Annotated in this window: 18 protein-coding genes; 10 read left to right on the forward strand and 8 right to left on the reverse strand. The window is 70.2% G+C overall.

All coding sequences use genetic code 11. The features are described 5' to 3' along the window. The first annotated feature begins 67 nt into the window (after window positions 1-67). Window positions 68-1495, forward strand: coding sequence for a YibE/F family protein (locus ACZ4TG_RS05100; protein WP_468159954.1), 1428 nt, complete (start codon window positions 68-70; stop codon window positions 1493-1495). A 4-nt stretch (window positions 1496-1499) separates the two neighbouring features. Here ACZ4TG_RS05100 and ACZ4TG_RS05105 read toward each other — a convergent pair whose 3' ends face one another. The 4 genes from ACZ4TG_RS05105 to ACZ4TG_RS05120 form a co-directional block, all read right to left on the reverse strand. Further along, entirely contained in the window at window positions 1500-1949 is a 450-nt protein-coding gene (locus ACZ4TG_RS05105; RefSeq protein ID WP_468159955.1) for an SsgA family sporulation/cell division regulator, read from the reverse strand. A 97-nt stretch (window positions 1950-2046) separates the two neighbouring features. After that, complete coding sequence (locus tag ACZ4TG_RS05110; protein ID WP_468159956.1) at window positions 2047-2772, reverse strand: IclR family transcriptional regulator; 726 nt, start codon at window positions 2770-2772, stop codon at window positions 2047-2049. Between the two features lie 302 nt (window positions 2773-3074). Next, window positions 3075-3302, reverse strand: a complete 228-nt coding sequence (locus ACZ4TG_RS05115) for a DUF5326 family protein (RefSeq protein WP_468159957.1) — start codon at window positions 3300-3302, stop codon at window positions 3075-3077. A gap of 126 nt (window positions 3303-3428) precedes the next feature. After that, window positions 3429-3746: a cupin domain-containing protein gene (locus tag ACZ4TG_RS05120; protein WP_468159958.1), complete on the reverse strand. Its 318-nt coding sequence runs from the start codon at window positions 3744-3746 to the stop codon at window positions 3429-3431. Window positions 3747-3833: 87 nt separating this feature from the next. On the opposite strand from ACZ4TG_RS05120, the gene ACZ4TG_RS05125 reads away from it, so the two are divergent. The 5 genes from ACZ4TG_RS05125 (at window position 3834) to ACZ4TG_RS05145 (ending at window position 7540) form a co-directional block, all read left to right on the forward strand. After that, the gene (locus ACZ4TG_RS05125; protein ID WP_468159959.1) at window positions 3834-4214 is read left to right on the forward strand and encodes a phage holin family protein; all 381 of its coding nucleotides are present in this window, start codon (window positions 3834-3836) and stop codon (window positions 4212-4214) included. Window positions 4215-4225: 11 nt separating this feature from the next. Beyond that, entirely contained in the window at window positions 4226-4750 is a 525-nt protein-coding gene (locus ACZ4TG_RS05130) for a low molecular weight protein-tyrosine-phosphatase (protein ID WP_468159960.1), read from the forward strand. Further along, a complete protein-coding gene (locus ACZ4TG_RS05135; protein WP_468159961.1) occupies window positions 4747-5904 on the forward strand; it encodes a cystathionine gamma-lyase in 1158 nt (385 codons plus the stop codon). Before ACZ4TG_RS05130 ends, ACZ4TG_RS05135 begins: the two co-directional genes overlap by 4 nt. Window positions 5905-6080: 176 nt before the next feature. Next, window positions 6081-6986 carry a LysR family transcriptional regulator gene (locus ACZ4TG_RS05140; RefSeq protein WP_468159962.1) on the forward strand — a complete coding sequence of 302 codons (906 nt, stop codon included), beginning with the start codon at window positions 6081-6083 and terminating at the stop codon, window positions 6984-6986. A gap of 74 nt (window positions 6987-7060) precedes the next feature. Continuing rightward, window positions 7061-7540: an NUDIX domain-containing protein gene (locus ACZ4TG_RS05145; RefSeq protein WP_468159963.1), complete on the forward strand. Its 480-nt coding sequence runs from the start codon at window positions 7061-7063 to the stop codon at window positions 7538-7540. A 29-nt stretch (window positions 7541-7569) separates the two neighbouring features. Here the strand turns inward: ACZ4TG_RS05145 and ACZ4TG_RS05150 are convergent, their stop codons facing one another. Continuing rightward, entirely contained in the window at window positions 7570-8778 is a 1209-nt protein-coding gene (locus tag ACZ4TG_RS05150; RefSeq protein ID WP_468159964.1) for a globin domain-containing protein, read from the reverse strand. Window positions 8779-8898: 120 nt separating this feature from the next. Beyond that, window positions 8899-9549, reverse strand: coding sequence for an HAD family hydrolase (locus tag ACZ4TG_RS05155; RefSeq protein ID WP_468159965.1), 651 nt, complete (start codon window positions 9547-9549; stop codon window positions 8899-8901). Window positions 9550-9753: 204 nt separating this feature from the next. Here ACZ4TG_RS05155 and ACZ4TG_RS05160 point away from each other — a divergent pair, with 204 nt between their 5' ends. From ACZ4TG_RS05160 to ACZ4TG_RS05170, 3 genes are read left to right on the forward strand one after another with little or no spacing between them, the layout of a single operon-like run. Continuing rightward, entirely contained in the window at window positions 9754-10641 is an 888-nt protein-coding gene (locus ACZ4TG_RS05160; RefSeq protein WP_468159966.1) for a GNAT family N-acetyltransferase, read from the forward strand. Between the two features lie 15 nt (window positions 10642-10656). After that, the gene (locus ACZ4TG_RS05165; protein WP_468159967.1) at window positions 10657-11124 is read left to right on the forward strand and encodes a GNAT family N-acetyltransferase; all 468 of its coding nucleotides are present in this window, start codon (window positions 10657-10659) and stop codon (window positions 11122-11124) included. A 54-nt stretch (window positions 11125-11178) separates the two neighbouring features. After that, window positions 11179-12354, forward strand: coding sequence for a winged helix DNA-binding domain-containing protein (locus tag ACZ4TG_RS05170; RefSeq protein WP_468159968.1), 1176 nt, complete (start codon window positions 11179-11181; stop codon window positions 12352-12354). Between the two features lie 57 nt (window positions 12355-12411). On the opposite strand, the gene ACZ4TG_RS05175 is transcribed toward ACZ4TG_RS05170, so the two are convergent. After that, on the reverse strand, window positions 12412-13797 hold the full coding sequence (locus ACZ4TG_RS05175) for a serine hydrolase domain-containing protein (RefSeq protein ID WP_468159969.1): 1386 nt from the start codon (window positions 13795-13797) through the stop codon (window positions 12412-12414). A gap of 107 nt (window positions 13798-13904) precedes the next feature. Continuing rightward, window positions 13905-14585, reverse strand: a complete 681-nt coding sequence (locus tag ACZ4TG_RS05180) for a TetR/AcrR family transcriptional regulator (protein WP_468159970.1) — start codon at window positions 14583-14585, stop codon at window positions 13905-13907. Between the two features lie 69 nt (window positions 14586-14654). Between ACZ4TG_RS05180 and ACZ4TG_RS05185 the strand changes: the two genes are divergently transcribed. Continuing rightward, on the forward strand, window positions 14655-15764 hold the full coding sequence (locus ACZ4TG_RS05185; protein ID WP_468159971.1) for an FAD-dependent oxidoreductase: 1110 nt from the start codon (window positions 14655-14657) through the stop codon (window positions 15762-15764). Window positions 15765-15805: the final 41 nt, after the last annotated feature.

The raw sequence follows: 15805 nt of genomic DNA on the forward strand, positions 1-15805 counted from the left end.
GGTGCTCCGAGCTCCCGCGTTGTGCAAAGGTGCCCCCACGCTAGCGTCATCTGTGGCGTGCTGAACAGTGGGCCCCCTCATCTCTTGCGATGATCGGCCGGTGACGTCCTCGCCGCAGACCCCCACCGACCCCACCGAGCCCCCGGGTCACACCGGCCACGGGCACTCGTCCCACGGACATGAGCCGGCGCCCTCCCACGGCCATTCCCACAGCCACGGCCACGGTCCGGCGGCACCGGTCTCCAAGCACCTGCGCAAGGTCATCGCTGCCGTACTGATCCCCTTCGCCACCGCCGTCTTCATCGGCATGGTCGTGCTCTGGCCGGGCGGCGCCCCCGGCCACGAACGCACCGGCGTCGGCTTCGACCGCCAGACCCAGCAGGGCAAGGTCGTCTCCCTGGCTCAGGTCGACTGCAAGTCCGTGAACGCCTCGCAGGTCCCGCCCACGGGAGACACCTCCACCCCGGAGGGCCGCGAGGCCCAGGCGGCACAGACCGGTGAGTGCAAGAAGGCCACCATCGAGGTGAGCACCGGCCCGGACAAGGGCCGCACCTTCATCGAGATCGTCCAGCCCGGTGCACCACGGCAGTTGACGGACGGCCAGAAGGTGGTCGTCGCGTACGCGCCGGATGCGCCCCGGGACCTCCAGTACTCGGTGATCGACGTGAACCGGAAGTTGCCGCTGGCAGTGCTGGCGGGCATCTTCGCCCTCGCGGTCGTGGTGGTCGGACGGATGCGCGGCCTGTTCGCGCTGATCGCGCTGGCCATCAGCTTCACCATCCTGACCCTCTTCATCCTCCCGGCGATCCTCCAGGGCTCGAACCCGCTGCTCGTCGCGGTGATCGGTGCCAGCGCGATCATGCTGATCGCCCTCTACATGTGCCACGGGCTGACCGCGCGTACCTCGGTCGCCGTCCTGGGCACCCTGGTATCGCTGCTGCTGATCGGCCTGCTGGGCTCGGTGTTCATCGACTGGGCCTTCCTCAGCGGCAACACCGACGACAACACGGGCTTGATCCACGGGCTCTACCCGGAAATCGACATGAGCGGTTTGCTGCTGGCGGGCGTGATCATCGGATCTCTCGGCGTACTCGACGATGTGACGGTCACCCAGACCTCAGCCGTCTGGGAACTCCACCAGGCCGACCCGGAGATGGGCTCCCGCGCCCTGTACCGGGCGGCGATCCGGATCGGCCGCGACCATATCGCCTCCGTGGTCAACACCCTGGTACTGGCCTACGCGGGCGCGGCACTCCCCCTCCTGCTGCTGTTCTCGATCGCGAACAGCAGCATGGGTTCGGTGGCGAACAGCGAGCTGGTCGCGGAGGAGATCGTACGAACCCTCGTGGGCTCGATCGGGCTCGTGGCCTCGGTACCGGTCACCACGGCACTGGCCTCACTGGTCGTCTCCGCCGACCGGCCGGGAGCCCCGGGCACCGCGCCGGCCTCGGGGCCAGTCCTCGGCGGCCGGGGCCGGCGGCGGCGCAAGCGCTGAACCGTCAGCCCGCGTTCTGCTCGTTCTGCTGCGATTCGGCGAGGATCTTGCCCAGCGCCTCGTCAAGGTTTCCCTCGAAGTCACCCAGATTGCGTTCCTGACCGAGCGGAACAAGCCGGTCGGTGCGGTCGAGGAACGCGACGAGCGGAGCCGCACCGGCCCGGAACAACGCCCGGTCACCGCCGACCTGCAGCCGGATGTGCACATCCGACAGTTCCTCCGGATGAGTGGGGGCGATGTGCACATCGCCGTCACCGCATGGCTTGTTGATGCCGTCGAGGAGAAGTTCCCGGCCGAACGCCCAGGTCACGGGCGCATCTCCGGGAAGGTGGAAAGTCAGACGCACTGCGTAGGGGTCACGAGCGTCGTATCGGAGTTCCACCGGAATCCGGAACGAGAGCTCCTCGGAAACGAGGAAGCTCATCATGACCTCTGCCTGTACCGACTCGCGCATTGCCTACCCCGCTGTTGTGGAAGTGGCCAGGAATGGTCCCCCAAGGCCCTCTTGACAAGAGTGGTGGAAGCGCTAGCAGATCACAAGGAGTGAGTTTTCAGATACTGATAGAGAACGAGAGGGTGCTCAACAGCGCGCCTACTTCACTCCGTAGTCGATCGACCGCATAGAGCAACCGATCTGCCTGGTGCAAAGGGAGGGAAATCGCCATAGTTGCGGCGGTATCGCCCGCCGTAATGGGAATGGCCGCGCATACCGTCCCGAGGGAGTACTCCTCACGCTCCGTAACGGGCTGCATCCGCTCCAGGGATCCGATGCGGTGCTCCAGAGCGCGCAGGTCCCGCACGGTATAGGGAGTGAGCGCATCGACCGGGTACCGGTCGTAGTGGTCCTTGCGCGCCTTCTCGTCGAGCTGGCCCAGCAGGCACTGGCCGATGGCGTGCGCGTGGCCGGTCTCGCGGAAATCGGCCCACTCCTCGCAGGCCGGTCTGGCCGGGGTGTCCGACACGCCCACGACCTCGATCTCACCCTCGCGGTAGACCGCGAAGTAGACGGGAGTCCCGACGGCGTCCCGGAAGTGTGCCAGCGAGTCGAGGATCATGCTGCGACGTTTCTGCTGAAGTCCCCCTTCGGCCAGCCGCCCCGCGGCATCACCAAGGACGAAGACCCCGCTCTCACGGCGCAGATAGCCCTCGTGCGTCAGGGTGCGCAGCAGGTGGTACGCGGTGGGAAGCGGGAGCCCTGCCTCACGTGCCAGCTGTTTCGCCGGGGCACCCCCGCTATGGGAACCCACCGCTTCGAGCAGCCTCAGCGCCCGCTGCACCGAACCGATCAGAGTCGGTACACCGGCGTTGGGAACCGAAGACAAAGCTCACCCCCAGGCGTGGCGGCGGGCCTTGGGGAGGCCCACCCTGCGGGGGCCGCCCCCGCTCAGGCCGCGGTCCTGGGGGTCACCATCGTCGGCTGTCCAACGTAGCCGCGGGTCGGAGCGGCAATGCCGGCTTTCGGTGCCCAGGGGGACGGCACAGATTGCCACTCTATCCGCCGATTCCCGAGGTGTGAGGGGTTTCGCGCCCCACGTTCCCTCACCTGGGTTAATCCCGGCACCGGCCGGAGCGGGAGGCTCTACCACTCCCCCGAAGAGGACTTCGCACCGCTGCCGGTGACCTTCTTGACCACGAAGATCAGGCCGCCGACAAGAGCGACGAAGAGCAGCAGCTTGAAGACGAACGCAATCAGCGTGCCGAGGATCGTGGTGATCACCCCGCCGAACACGAACAGCGCCAGCAGCGGTACGGCGACCCACTTGACCCACCAGGGCATGCTCACGAATGTCGCTCGGATCCCGTCCATGTCCTCAACCTCTTCCTCGTCCGTGACTTCCTGCTCTCGATGCTAGGAGTCCACGGCTCGGCGCGGAGGCTCGCGAGCCCCTGCAACCCCCTGATCCGCCCCCTAGGGGGATCAGGGGTCCGACCCTCAGCTCTCGGGGGGCGAGAAGACGACCATCACCTTCAACGGCTCGGTGATGTGGTGGAACTTGTGGGGCACTCCGGCCGGCACGTAGACGACGCTGCCGTTGGCCACCGTCTGCGTCTCCTCCCCGACCGTGATCGAGGCCCGGCCGCTCACCACGAAGTACACCTCGTCCTGGCGGTGCGGCTGCTGCGGGTCGGTCTGCCCCGCGTCGAGTGCGTACAGCCCGACCGACATGTTCCGCTCCCGCAGGAACTGCAGATAAGCGCCGTCGTTGGCGGCCCTCTCCGCTTCGAGCTCGTCCAGCCGGAAGGCCTTCATCGTTCTCGTACCTCTTGCTCTGTGGTGCCGTGGGATCCGCTGATCTGCCGATGTGCCACGGGAATCTTCTCTGCAACGATCAGACACATGACGAATTTCGTAGTCAAGACGCTCGCCAATGCGGCGGCCCTGGCGGTCGCCATCTGGCTGCTCGCCGGCATCACCCTCGACGACGGCAGCAGCACGGGCCGTCGCGCCCTCACGCTGATCCTGGTCGCGCTGGTCTTCGGCCTGGTCAACTTCATCGTCAAGCCCGTGGTGAAGCTGCTCTCGCTGCCGCTGTTCATCCTCACCCTCGGACTCTTCACCCTCGTGGTGAACGCCCTGATGCTGCTGCTGACCTCCTGGCTGGCCGGGAAGTTCAACCTCAGCTTCCACGTCGACGGGTTCTGGACCGCCGTCCTGGGCGGTCTGATCATCTCCGTCGTCTCCTGGGCCGTGAACATGGCCCTGCCCGACAAGAACTGAGCGGCCGGCCCATGTACCGCGTGTGCTTCGTCTGCACGGGAAACATCTGCCGCTCGCCCATGGCCGAGTCGGTCTTCCGCGCCCACGTCGCCGACGCCGGCCTCGCCCACCGGGTCGAGGTGGACAGCGCCGGCACCGGCGGCTGGCACGAGGGGGACGGCGCCGACCCGCGCACCGTGTCCGTGCTGGTGGCCGCCGGCTACGACCAGGACCACCGTGCCCGGCAGTTCCGGGCCTCCTGGTTCGACCGGCTCGACCTGGTCATCGCGCTCGACGCCGGACACCTTCGGGATCTCCGGGCGCTCGCGCCCACCCCCGAGGACGCCGCCAAGGTCCGGCTGCTGCGGTCCTACGATCCGGCAGCCACCGGCGCCCGTGCGGACGTGGCGGATGGCACGCCGGACGGCGGGCTGGACGTACCGGATCCGTACTACGGCTCCCTCGACGGGTTCGAGGAGTGCCTGGAACTGGTCGAGGCCGCGAGCCCCGGCCTGCTGAACGCCGTACGCGCGGCGGTGAAGGAGCCCATCCCGTGAACGACCAGCCCATCCCCGGAACAACCGGATACGGCGACGGGACCCGGGCAGTCCGCGCCGGACTGCCCGAGCCCGTCAAGAACGAGCCGACCCTGCCCGGGCCCGTCTTCGCCGCGCACTTCCACCTCCCCGGCGACGTGGAGGGCCCGTACACCTACGGCCGCGACACCAATCCCACCTGGACCCTGCTCGAACGGGCGATCGGCGAGCTGGAGGACCCCGGCCACGAGGGGGTCGAGACGATCGTCTTCGCCTCGGGCATGGCCGCGATCTCCGCCGTCCTCCTCTCCCAGGCCCGCACCGGCGACACCGTCGTCCTCCCCGACGACGGCTACCAGGCACTGCCGCTGCTCGGCGAGCAGCTGGCGGCGTACGGGATCCACGTGCGCACCGCCCCGACCGCCGGCGAAGCCCAGCTCGCGCAGCTCGACGGGGCCCGGCTGCTGTGGATCGAGACCCCGTCCAACCCGGGGCTAGACGTATGCGACGTACGACGCCTCGTGGCGGCCGCGCACGCCGGGGGGACCCTGGTGGCCGTCGACAACACCCTCGCCACCCCCCTCGGGCAGCGCCCCCTGGAACTCGGCGCGGACTTCTCCGTCGCCAGCGGCACCAAGGGCCTCACCGGCCACGGCGACCTGCTGCTCGGCTACGTGGTCTGCCGCGACCCCGAACTCGCCGCGGCGGTCCGCCGCTGGCGCAAGATCGTCGGCGCGATCCCGGGTCCCATGGAAGCCTGGCTGGCCCACCGCTCCCTGGCCACCATCCAGCTGCGCGCCCAGCGGCAATGGGCCAACGCGCTGGCCGTCGCGGAGGCGCTGGCGGACCGGGCGGACGTGGCCGGACTGCGCTACCCGGGCCTCGCGTCGGACCCGTCGCACAAGACGGCGACCCGGCAGATGAGCGGCTTCGGGTCCGTCGTCTCCTTCACCCTGGCGGACCGCGCGCACGCGGAGCGCTTCATGGCCGCTCTGCGCCTGGTCGAGGACGCGACGAGTTTCGGCGGAGTACGGTCCACGGCCGAGCGGCGCGGGCGGTGGGGCGGCGACGCCGTGCCGGACGGCTTCATCCGCTTCTCCGCCGGGGCCGAGGACACCGAAGACCTGGTCACCGATGTGCTGCGGGCCTTGGATTCCGCTGGTCAGAGCCTCTGAGCAGGGGCGGAAACGCGGTCCGAGCCTCCCCCCTAGTGGCTCGGACCGCTTCGGGTTCCGCGCGCGAAGAACCACGCCCACAAGGCTAGTTGACTCTGCGTCAGAGTCCAATCACGGTAACGACAGGGGCCTATCGGCATATTTATAGTTGAAGGCCCCCACCGAGAGGGGCCCTCATGGACCTGGCCCTGCTGCGTACCTTCGTGGCCGTGCACCGGGCCGGCTCGTTCACCCGGGCCGCCGCCCTCCTCGGGCTGTCCCAGCCCGCCGTCACCTCGCAGATCCGCACCCTCGAACGCCAGCTGGGGCGCCCCCTCTTCCACCGGCGCGCCCGCGGTGTCACACCCACGGCCATCGGGGACGAACTCGCCCACAAGGCCGCCCCGCACCTGGACGCGCTGCTGCGGATCACCGAGATCGAACGGGAGGCCGCCGGAGGCTTACGCACCCTGCACGTCGCCGGTCCGCCCGAGTTCCTGTGCCTGCGGGTCCTCCCCGCCCTCGCACCCCTGGTCGGCCAGGGTCAGACCCTGCGGACCGCCATGACCACCGACGCCGAGGAGACCCTCGACGGGCTGGCCTCCGGACAGCACGACATCGTGGTCACCACCGCCCGCCCCCGCGGCGGACTGTTCACCGCCACCGCCCTCTGCGACGAGGAACAGGTCCTGGTCGCCGCGCCCTACTGGGCCGCCCTCGTCGATACGGAACTGCTGCGCGACAAGAGCCCGGCCGCACCGGCCGCCCTCGACGGGATCCCGGTCGTCGAAGTCCACGAGAGCCTGCCCCTCGTCACCCGCTACTGGGCCGCCGTCTTCGACTGCCTTCCCGAGGCCGCCGCCACGGTGGTCGCACCCGACCTGAGGGCGGTACTGGAATGCGTACGGGCCGGTGGCGGTCTCGCCGTCCTGCCCCGCTACCTGTGCCAGGACGCCCTCGACCGCCGGCAGATCGTCCCGCTGCTGGAGCCCGCCGTGCCGCCGCTGCGCACCTGGTTCCTCGCCGTACGGACCGGCAGCCTCGCCCTCGCCCACCTCGCCCGGGCCCACGACCGGCTGCTGCGCGCCGCCGTGGACTGGTGAGCGGCCGGGCTCGGGCCCGCGCGTGTTTCGCAGGCCCGCGTTTCAGAAGCGGAACTGTGGGCCAACCTTCTCCCATGACCGAACGTCCCGTGGTCAAACGCACCGCCCGCGCGATCCTGCTCGACGGTGACGACCTGATCCTCATCAAGCGCACCAGGCCCGGCGTCGACCCGTACTGGCTCACCCCAGGCGGGGGAGTGGAGTCCTCGGACGCCACCGTCGTCGACGCACTCCACCGGGAGGTCCACGAAGAACTCGGCGCGAAGATCTCTGATGTGGTGCCCTGCTTCGTCGACACCGTGGAGCACATCGCCGGTGGTGGGGTGACCGGCGTGAAGGTGCAGCACTTCTTCGTCTGCCACCTCGAGTCGATGGATCCCGCCCAGCGGCACGGCCCCGAGATCGACGAGCCCGAAGGCGAGTACGAGATCGTCCGCGTCCCGTTCAGCCGGGTCGGCATCGCCGCCGTGCACCTCGTCCCGCTGTCCCTGCGTCACTACCTCGACGGCAACATCGAAGGCGTGCGCGCCATGCACGCCCCCGACCTCGGCTGAGTTCCTCCAGGAGCCGGCGGGCACCGGTCTCAGCCCGCGACGCCCGCCAGCTCCTCCAGCGCGTCGTAGCGGATCCGCTCCCCGGGGATCCCGATCCTCTTGAGCGCGTCCACACCGCTGCGGATCATCGCCGGCGGCCCGGAGATGAAGGCGTCGTACGAGCTCCACGGCCCGTGTTCGCCGACCGCCTGCGGCAGCTGCCCGGCCAGCCCCTCACCGATCACCGGACGTACCGACAGCCACGGGTGCGAGCGCTGGAGTCCGAGCAGGGTGTCCTTGTCGTACAGGTCGTGATCGCTGCGTGCCCCGAAGAACACCTCCATCGGGCGCCGCTCACCGTGCTCGGCGACGTCCTCGATCAGCGCCTTGATCGGGGCGATCCCCGTCCCTCCGCCCAGGCACAGCATGCCGTTGTCGTTCGAGTGGTCCACCACCATCGACCCCGCCGGCGGACCCAGGCGCAGTACGTCCCCCGGCTGCGCGTGCCGCACCAGGGCGTTGGAGACCCAGCCCGCCGGAACGGCCTTGATGTGGAAGGAGAGGAGGCCGTCCGCGCGCGGGGCCGAGGCGAAGGAGTAGTGCCGCCAGACCCTCGGCCACCACGGGGTCTCCAGGCTCGTGTACTGGCCGGCGAGGAACGGATACGGCTGGTCGGGGCGGACCGTGAGCACGGCGATGTCCGAGGTGCGCAGATCGTGGGAGACCACCTCCGCGTGCCACCATGCCGGGGTCTTGCGCTCGTCCTCGGCCGCCGCATCGATCATGATCTGGGAGATCGCGGTGTACGTACGCACCCACGCGGCCTCGGTCTCCGGCCCCCAGGTCAGCTCCGCGTACCGGGCCAGCGCCCCGATCAGGGCTTCGCCCACCACCGGATAGTGGGCCGCCATGGTGCCGTACTTGCGGTGGCCGGTGCCCAGCCGGCGCAGATAGGGGACGAGTACCTCGGGGTCGTCGATGTGCTCCGCAGCGGTCAACAGCGCCTTCAGCAGCCGGTCGCGCTGCGTGTCCATCGCGGCGGGGAACATGCCCCGCACCTCGGGATGCCCCGTGAACACCAGGGCGTAGAAGTACGAGGTCACCTTCTCGGCGACGGGCGCGATCTCCGCGAGGGTCCGGCGGATGAGCACGGCATCGGGGGAAGGCTCGGTCGCACCGCCCCCGGAAGGTATCCGGCCCGTCCGCCGTCTTGCCGATCTTGGGGGCGGAGCTTCCATGCGGTGCCTCGCTTCAAGCATCTCGGTCGGTCTGCACACCCCACGGTCTCGAATCCGTGGTTCCGGGTTTCACAGCGTGCCAGCCACCCCATGGCCCTGCGGGGGAATGCGAGAATTCCGGGTTTCGAACCCTCTTTCCCCTTAAGATGCGTCAACTCCCGGGCGTGCCACCCCCAGAAGCTGGTATGCCTCACGCAGGTCCCGGCCCTCGTACACGTACGTCGCTCGCGCCGCCAGATACGGCCTCGCGTTGATCGCCACCGACCTCGGCACCGCCTCGAAGAGCACGGAGTCGGTCAGGGAATCCCCGTACGCGACGCACTGGTCCCGGGTCACGCCGAACCGGGCACACAGCCGGTCCGCGATGCCGACCTTGCCCTCGGGGGTCAGGATCCCGGACACGTCCAGGGGCCCCGTGAAGGGCACCTCCGGGTAGACGGAGCCGTGCGCGGCATCCGCGCCCCATTCCAGGAGCAGCTCCACGAAGAACGAGGGGGACAGGGAGATCACCGCACAGTGATCGCCTCGTTCACGGATCTCCTGCCAGACGTCGCGGATCCCCGCCAGCCAAGGGGCGCCGTCGAATGCCGCCCGGACATGCGCGGGAGTCAGCTCCGACCACAGTGCGTGCGCCGCCACGGAGAACTCGTGCGGCCCGATCTCCAGCGCGGCGAACGCCCGCTCCAGCTCGGCGATCTCGTCGGTCAGGCCAAGCTGCCGGGAGATCTCCACGGGTGCGGCCGAGCCGTACATCAGGGTGCCGTCGAGGTCGAAAAGGTGGAGGAGCTTCATGGCTGTCGAGGCTAGCTCCTGTGTTTCACGTGAAACAGCGTGTTTCACGTGAAACGAAGCCTGCCTCACCGGAACGGTCCGATGTTTCACGTGAAACATCGAGCCGTTTCACGTGAAACGTCGAGGTCGCCCCCGCGCTCTCCTCGTTCAGCCGACTTTCCAAATCTCTGGACTCCCCGGCAGCTGATGATCCACTCTGGGCCGGTGACACCACCACAGCTCACCGACCTACCGATCCGCGCGCTGACCATGGACGATCTCCGTCACTGCGCCGACCTCTCCGAAGACCGCGGCTGGCCCCGCGAGGAACACAAGTGGGGACTGCTCCTCGCCGCCGGCGACGGCTACGGCACCGACGCCCCCGATGGACGAGGACTCGCCTCGGCTTGCGTGGTCAGCCGATACGGCGGTACCTCTTCCGCCCCGGAACTCGCCGCCATCGGAATGGTCCTCGTGGCTGACCGGTACGCCCGTCAGGGTCTGGGCCGACGTCTGATGGCCCATGTCTGCGACGATGTGCTCAAGGGCGTCGCACTCACCCTCCACGCCACCCCCTACGGCCGCCCTCTCTACGAGGAGCTCGGATTCGACACCACCGGCCGCGCGGAAATGCTCAAGGGCGCCTTCCGGCCGGAGCCCCCGGCCTCCGGGGCCCGCGCGATCCCGGTCAGGCCGGCAACGGCCGAGGACCTGCCGCGGATCATCAGGCTGGACACCGAGGTGTTCGGCACCGACCGGACGCACATGATCACGCGGCTGCCCGCCTTCGCGGACCGGCTCCTCGTCGCCGAGGACAGCGCCGGTGAGCTCACCGGCTACGCCGCCATCTGGCCCAACATGGAGACCCATGTCGTCGGCCCGCTGATCGCCCACGACACCTCCGTGGCCCAGGCCCTCGTGACCGCCCTGGCCGCCGCCACCGACCGGCCCCTGCGGACCGATGTCGACGTGCGGCACGAGGAACTCCTCGGCTGGCTCAAGGACCGCGGGCTCGACTCGGTCGCCTTCAACTCCGTGATGACCCGCGACATCCCCGGACTGCCCGGCGACTGGACCCGCCGCTGGGCACCGCTGACCGTCGCCGCAGGCTGAGAAAGGAACCACCGTATGACCGCCCCCACCACTCCCGAGCTCGCCATCCGCCCCGCCACCGAGGCCGATCTGCCCGCAGTCGTCGCCATGCTGGCCGATGACCCGCTGGGTGCGACCCGCGAGTCCCCGGACGACCTCAGCCCGTACATCGCCGCTCTCAAGCGGCTCACCGACGACCCCAACCAGCACGTCGTGGTCGCGGTCCGCGGAGACCGGGTCGTGGGCACGCTCCAGCTCACCATCGTCCCCGGCCTCTCCCGCAAGGGAGCCACCCGCTCCATCATCGAAGGCGTCCGTGTCCACGCCGACGAACGCGGCAGCGGCCTGGGAACCCGGTTCATCGAATGGGCGATCGAGCAGTCGCGCCTGGAGAACTGCCAGTTGGTCCAGCTGACCTCCGACGTGACGCGAACCGATGCCCACCGCTTCTACGAGCGGCTCGGCTTCACCGCCTCCCACGTCGGCTTCAAACTGCAGCTCTGACCGGCGTTCCGAAGGGCCGGACCGCTGACAGTGGTCCGGCCTACGATCTGGAGGATGAGCGCCAGCCTTCCTCTCGTCACCACCGCCGAGCGCCGCCACCGCCTCGGCCGCCGACATCGTCTGGCTCCATCGGCCCGCGCGGCCGGCGTGCCCGAGGCGGCGGACGCGGTCGTCGCCCTGCACGCCACCGATGCCGCGACGGTGTTCCTCTCCGCCCGGGCCCGGCTCACCGAAGGCCGTCCCGCCGTGATCGAACAGGCCCTCTACGAGGACGTGAGTCTCGTCCGGCTGCTCAGCATGCGCAACACCCTCTTCGCCGTCTCCACCGAACTGGCCCCTTACGTGGACGCGTCCTCCGCCCGGGGCATCGCGGCCAAGGAGCGCAGGGCCCTCCTCAAGCACCTCGAGGAGGACGGACAGGGCCTGGACGCCGAGTGGCTGGCCCGTGCCGAGGCGGCCGCGCTCGATGCCCTCGACGCCCGTGGCGCCACCACCGGCAGCCAGCTCTCCGCCGCCGTGCCCGCCCTGCGGCAGAAGATCACCATCGGCCGCGGAAAGAAGTACGAGACCGAGACCGGCGTGGCGACCCGGGTGATCCGCCTGCTGGCCGCCGACGGCCGGATCCGCCGTGACCGTCCGCGCGGTTCGTGGACCTCCAGCCAGTACCGCTGGGTCCATACGGAGCCGTGGCCGGCCCTGCCGGCCGCCGATGCCCGCGCCGAGATCGCCCGTCGCTGGCTGCACGCCTACGGCCCGGCCACGGAGGCCGACCTCAAGTGGTGGACCGGCTGGACCCTCACCGACGTACGCAAGGCCCTCGCAGCCGTCGGGCCCGACCGGGTACGCCTGGACGACGGCAGCACCGCCCTGGTCAGCCCCGGTGACACCGGACCCGAACCCGCCCCGGAGCCCTGGGCGGCGCTGCTGCCCGGCCTGGACCCCAGCGGCATGGGCTGGGCCGACCGCGGCTTCCACCTCGACCCGGCCCACCGGACCGCCCTCTTCGACTACGCGGGCAACATCGGCCCGACCGTCTGGTGGAACGGCGAGATCGTCGGCGGCTGGGCCCAGCGCCCCGACGGAGAGGTCGTCTGGCGGCTGCTGAGCGACCCCGGTCACGCCGCCGAGAAGGCGATCGCCGCCGAGGCCGCCCGCCTCGCCGAATGGATCGGCGAGGCCCGCATCACGCCGCGCTTCCGCACCCCGCTGGAGCGTGAGCTGGTGGTCTAGGGGGCAAGGCGGTCCAGGAGGCCGGCGGTCTAGGAGGCCGGCGGTCCGCCGGTGTCTCTAGCCGATGCCCCGCCAGCCCTCGGGGTCGACACCGCCGGGGACCGGGGACTGGGGGTCGTAGGGTTCCCGGGTGAACACGAACGACCCCAGGTCGAGGTGGCTCACCGCGCCGCCCTCCCGGCGCACGGCCCGCAGCGTCTCTCCCGCGTAGTAGCCGTTGAGGCCCGTCCAGCTGCCATCGGCCTCCGCACGGAACCTGGCCGTACGGCCCGTCGCCCCCACCGGCGCCAGTTCCAGCATCCCGTCGTACGTCAGCCGGATCACCTGGGCCGAAGTGCCCCAGTACCAGGGACCGCAGAGCTCAAGGGCCACCGGATCCGCCTCTCGGAACGGCCGCCACGGCTCCGGGAACCGGGGCTCCGCGTCCGCCACGATCGCCACCAGGTCAGCGGCCACCGCCGTGGCCGGCAGCCCCGACGTGCAGTTGGCCAGCACCACCACCGCCAAGTCGTCCGGCTCGCTCAGCCACAGCCCCGCGACGAACCCGGGCAGCGAACCGCTGTGCCCCACGAGCCGGCGCCCGCCACCGTCGATCAGCTGAAGCCCGAGTCCGTAGCCGAAGTCGGCCGAACCCGGCTCCGGGGGAGCGGCCGCCGTACGCATCTCCCGCAGCGATCGCGCGTTCAGCACCCGCTCGTCGCCCTGCACGAGGAACACCGCGAACCGGGCCAAGTCCCTTGCGGTGGACCACAGCTGGCCGGCCGCAGCCATCAGTCCCAGGTCCTCCAGCGGCTCGGGCATCATCACGTCCGCCCAGGGGTGCACCGCCCAGCCCCCCGCATGCGGGGCCTGCGGCTGCGCCGTCGTACGGTCCAGCCCGAGCGGCTCCAGGACCTCGGCCCGCAGCACCTCCTCCCACGGCTTCCCGCGCACCGCCTCCACGAGGGAGCCCAGCAGCGTGTAGCCCGGGTTGGAGTAGTGGTGCCGCGTGCCGGGCTCGTGCCGGAAGGGCCGGTCGCCCAGCACGTCCGGGAGCCCCGGCCGCAGCGCGGCCGGGGACCGTTCCCACCACTCCCCCGGCGTCTCCGCCGCCAACCCGCCCGTATGGGCGAGCAGCTGGCGGACGGTCACCTCGCCGACGCCGGTCCCCGGAAGATGCTTCTCCACCGGATCCCCGAGCTCCAGCAGCCCCTCGTCCCGCAGTCGCATCACCAGGACAGCGGTGAACGTCTTGCTGATCGAGCCGATCCGGTACTGCACGTTCCCGTCCGGGCCGTGGCCCTCGACGCTGGTCCGGGATCCCTCCCAGACCACCTCACCGCCGCGGGCCACGGCGGCCACCACGGACGGGGCACGTCCGTCGCGCTGCGCGACGGCGATGCGGTGGCGCAGAGCGCGCCGGGTGGCTGGGAGCAGTTCCAGGTCTTCAGAAAGGGCGTTCATGATCCCTAGGTTCCCCGACGGGAAAGTCACCGCGCCACTTGTATTCACCGCAGGGTGCGGGGTCTGGAGACCGCCAGGCGAGGACGGCGGGCATCGACGTGCCGGCGTCACCTCGAGATGCGGGCTTCAATGCCGTCGAGCAGGAAGTCGAGGCCCATCCGGAAGGTGTGGTCGGCGTCCAGGTGGGCGGCATCGCGCACCACCGTGGCCAGGGCGGGGAACCGGCCCGTGGCGAAGGTCCGTTCCAGATAGGGCCCTAGTGAGGCCTGCCAACGCTTCTCGTCCATCCCGGTGGCCCGCTCGGCACGCCGCTCGGCGATCTCCCGACGCACCGCGCCGATCGCGTAGGCGTTGACTGCGGCGACCACCGGCATGATGGCGTCCAAGCCGACCTCGCCCAGTGCGGCCACCACGGTCTCCCCACTGGCCAGCGCGTGCGGCCCGAGCTGGGGTCGGCCGCCCAGTAGATCGGCGAGCCATTCGTGCTCGTGAGCGGCGTGGCGAATGGCTTCGGCTAGAGACCGGAGGACCTCCCGCCAGCCGTCTCCGGCCGGCCGGATCTCGGCGTGGACGGCGTCGACCATCAGGTCGAGCAACTCCTCCTTGCTGGCGATGTAGCCGTACAGCCGCATCGGACGGACGTCCAGCGCGGTGGCCACCTTGCGCAGCGACACCGCGTCCAGGCCGTCCTCGTCGGCCAGCTGGATCGCCGCTCGCACGATCCGCTCCCGGCTCAACGGGGCCGGAACGGGTCGATTCGGCGGCTCCGGCCTCTCCCACACCAACATGCCGCTCACCATACATCGCATCGGGCGATACAGTGTATCGACCAGTACGGCGTATCAAGGGAGACGACCATGACCATCGCCATCGTCGGAGCCGGCCTCGGCGGCCTGGCTCTCGCCCGTGTGCTGCACGTGAACGGCATAGATTCCGTCGTCTACGAACGGGAATCGTCACGCGGTGCGCGCGGCCAGGGCGGCATGCTCGACATCCACTCCGGCCAGCGGGCGCTGCACGAGGCCGGTCTGATCGACCAGTTCCACGCGATTGCCCGCGGCGAAGGCCAGGACATGCGTCTTCTAGAGCCGGATGGCACCCTGCTGCTCCAGGAGGACACGCCCGACGACGCCCCGCTCGAGCGACCCGAGGTCGACCGCGCCGATCTGCGCGACCTGCTGCTGGATTCCCTCCCCGATGGCGTGGTGCGCTGGGGGCACGCGTTCCGATCCGCCGACAACGGCCTGCTGCACTTCGCCGACGGCAGCAGTGCGAGGTATGACCTGCTGGTCGGCGCGGACGGCGCGCAGTCCCGGGTCCGCGCGCTGCTCACCGACGCCCGCCCGGTACATATCGGCCAGAACGTCGTCGAGGTCGGCATTCCCGATATCGACCGCACACACCCCGACCTCGCGGCCATGGTCGGGCGCGGCAGTTACTGGGTGCTCGGCAACGGAATGTCCCTGGCGGCGCAGCGCAACGGCGACGGCCGCGTTCGCATCGGCCTCAGCTTCTACAACACCGCCGAGGACTGGTTCGCCACCAGCGGGATCCCGTTCGACGACCCGGCCGCCGCCCGGGCGCGGCTGATCGACCTTCTCCCCGGCTGGGACCCACGGTTCACCGCGCTGATCGCCGCCTGCGACGACACGGTCGTGCCACGGGCGATCACCACTCTCCCGGTCGGCCTGACCTGGCCGTCGACGCCGGGCGTCACGCTGCTCGGCGATGCCGCGCACCTGATGCCGCCGGTGGGAGAGGGCGCCAACATGGCGCTGCTCGACGGCGCCCTACTCGGTCTCGCGCTGGCCGCGCAGCCGGACGACCTTCCCGCCGCCGTCGAAGAGTACGAACGCGAGATGTTCGAACGCACCAGCGCTGCCGCCCGGATGTCCGCGGACATCCAGGAATTGCTCATGTCGCCGGACGCCGCCCAGAAAATGCTCGCGTTCTTCCAGCCTGGCTGAAGGCAGCCAAACGCGACCAGGAAACCTGGCCGCGCCTCGCC

The sequence above is a fragment of the Streptomyces sp. NPDC028314 genome, from assembly GCF_055565795.1.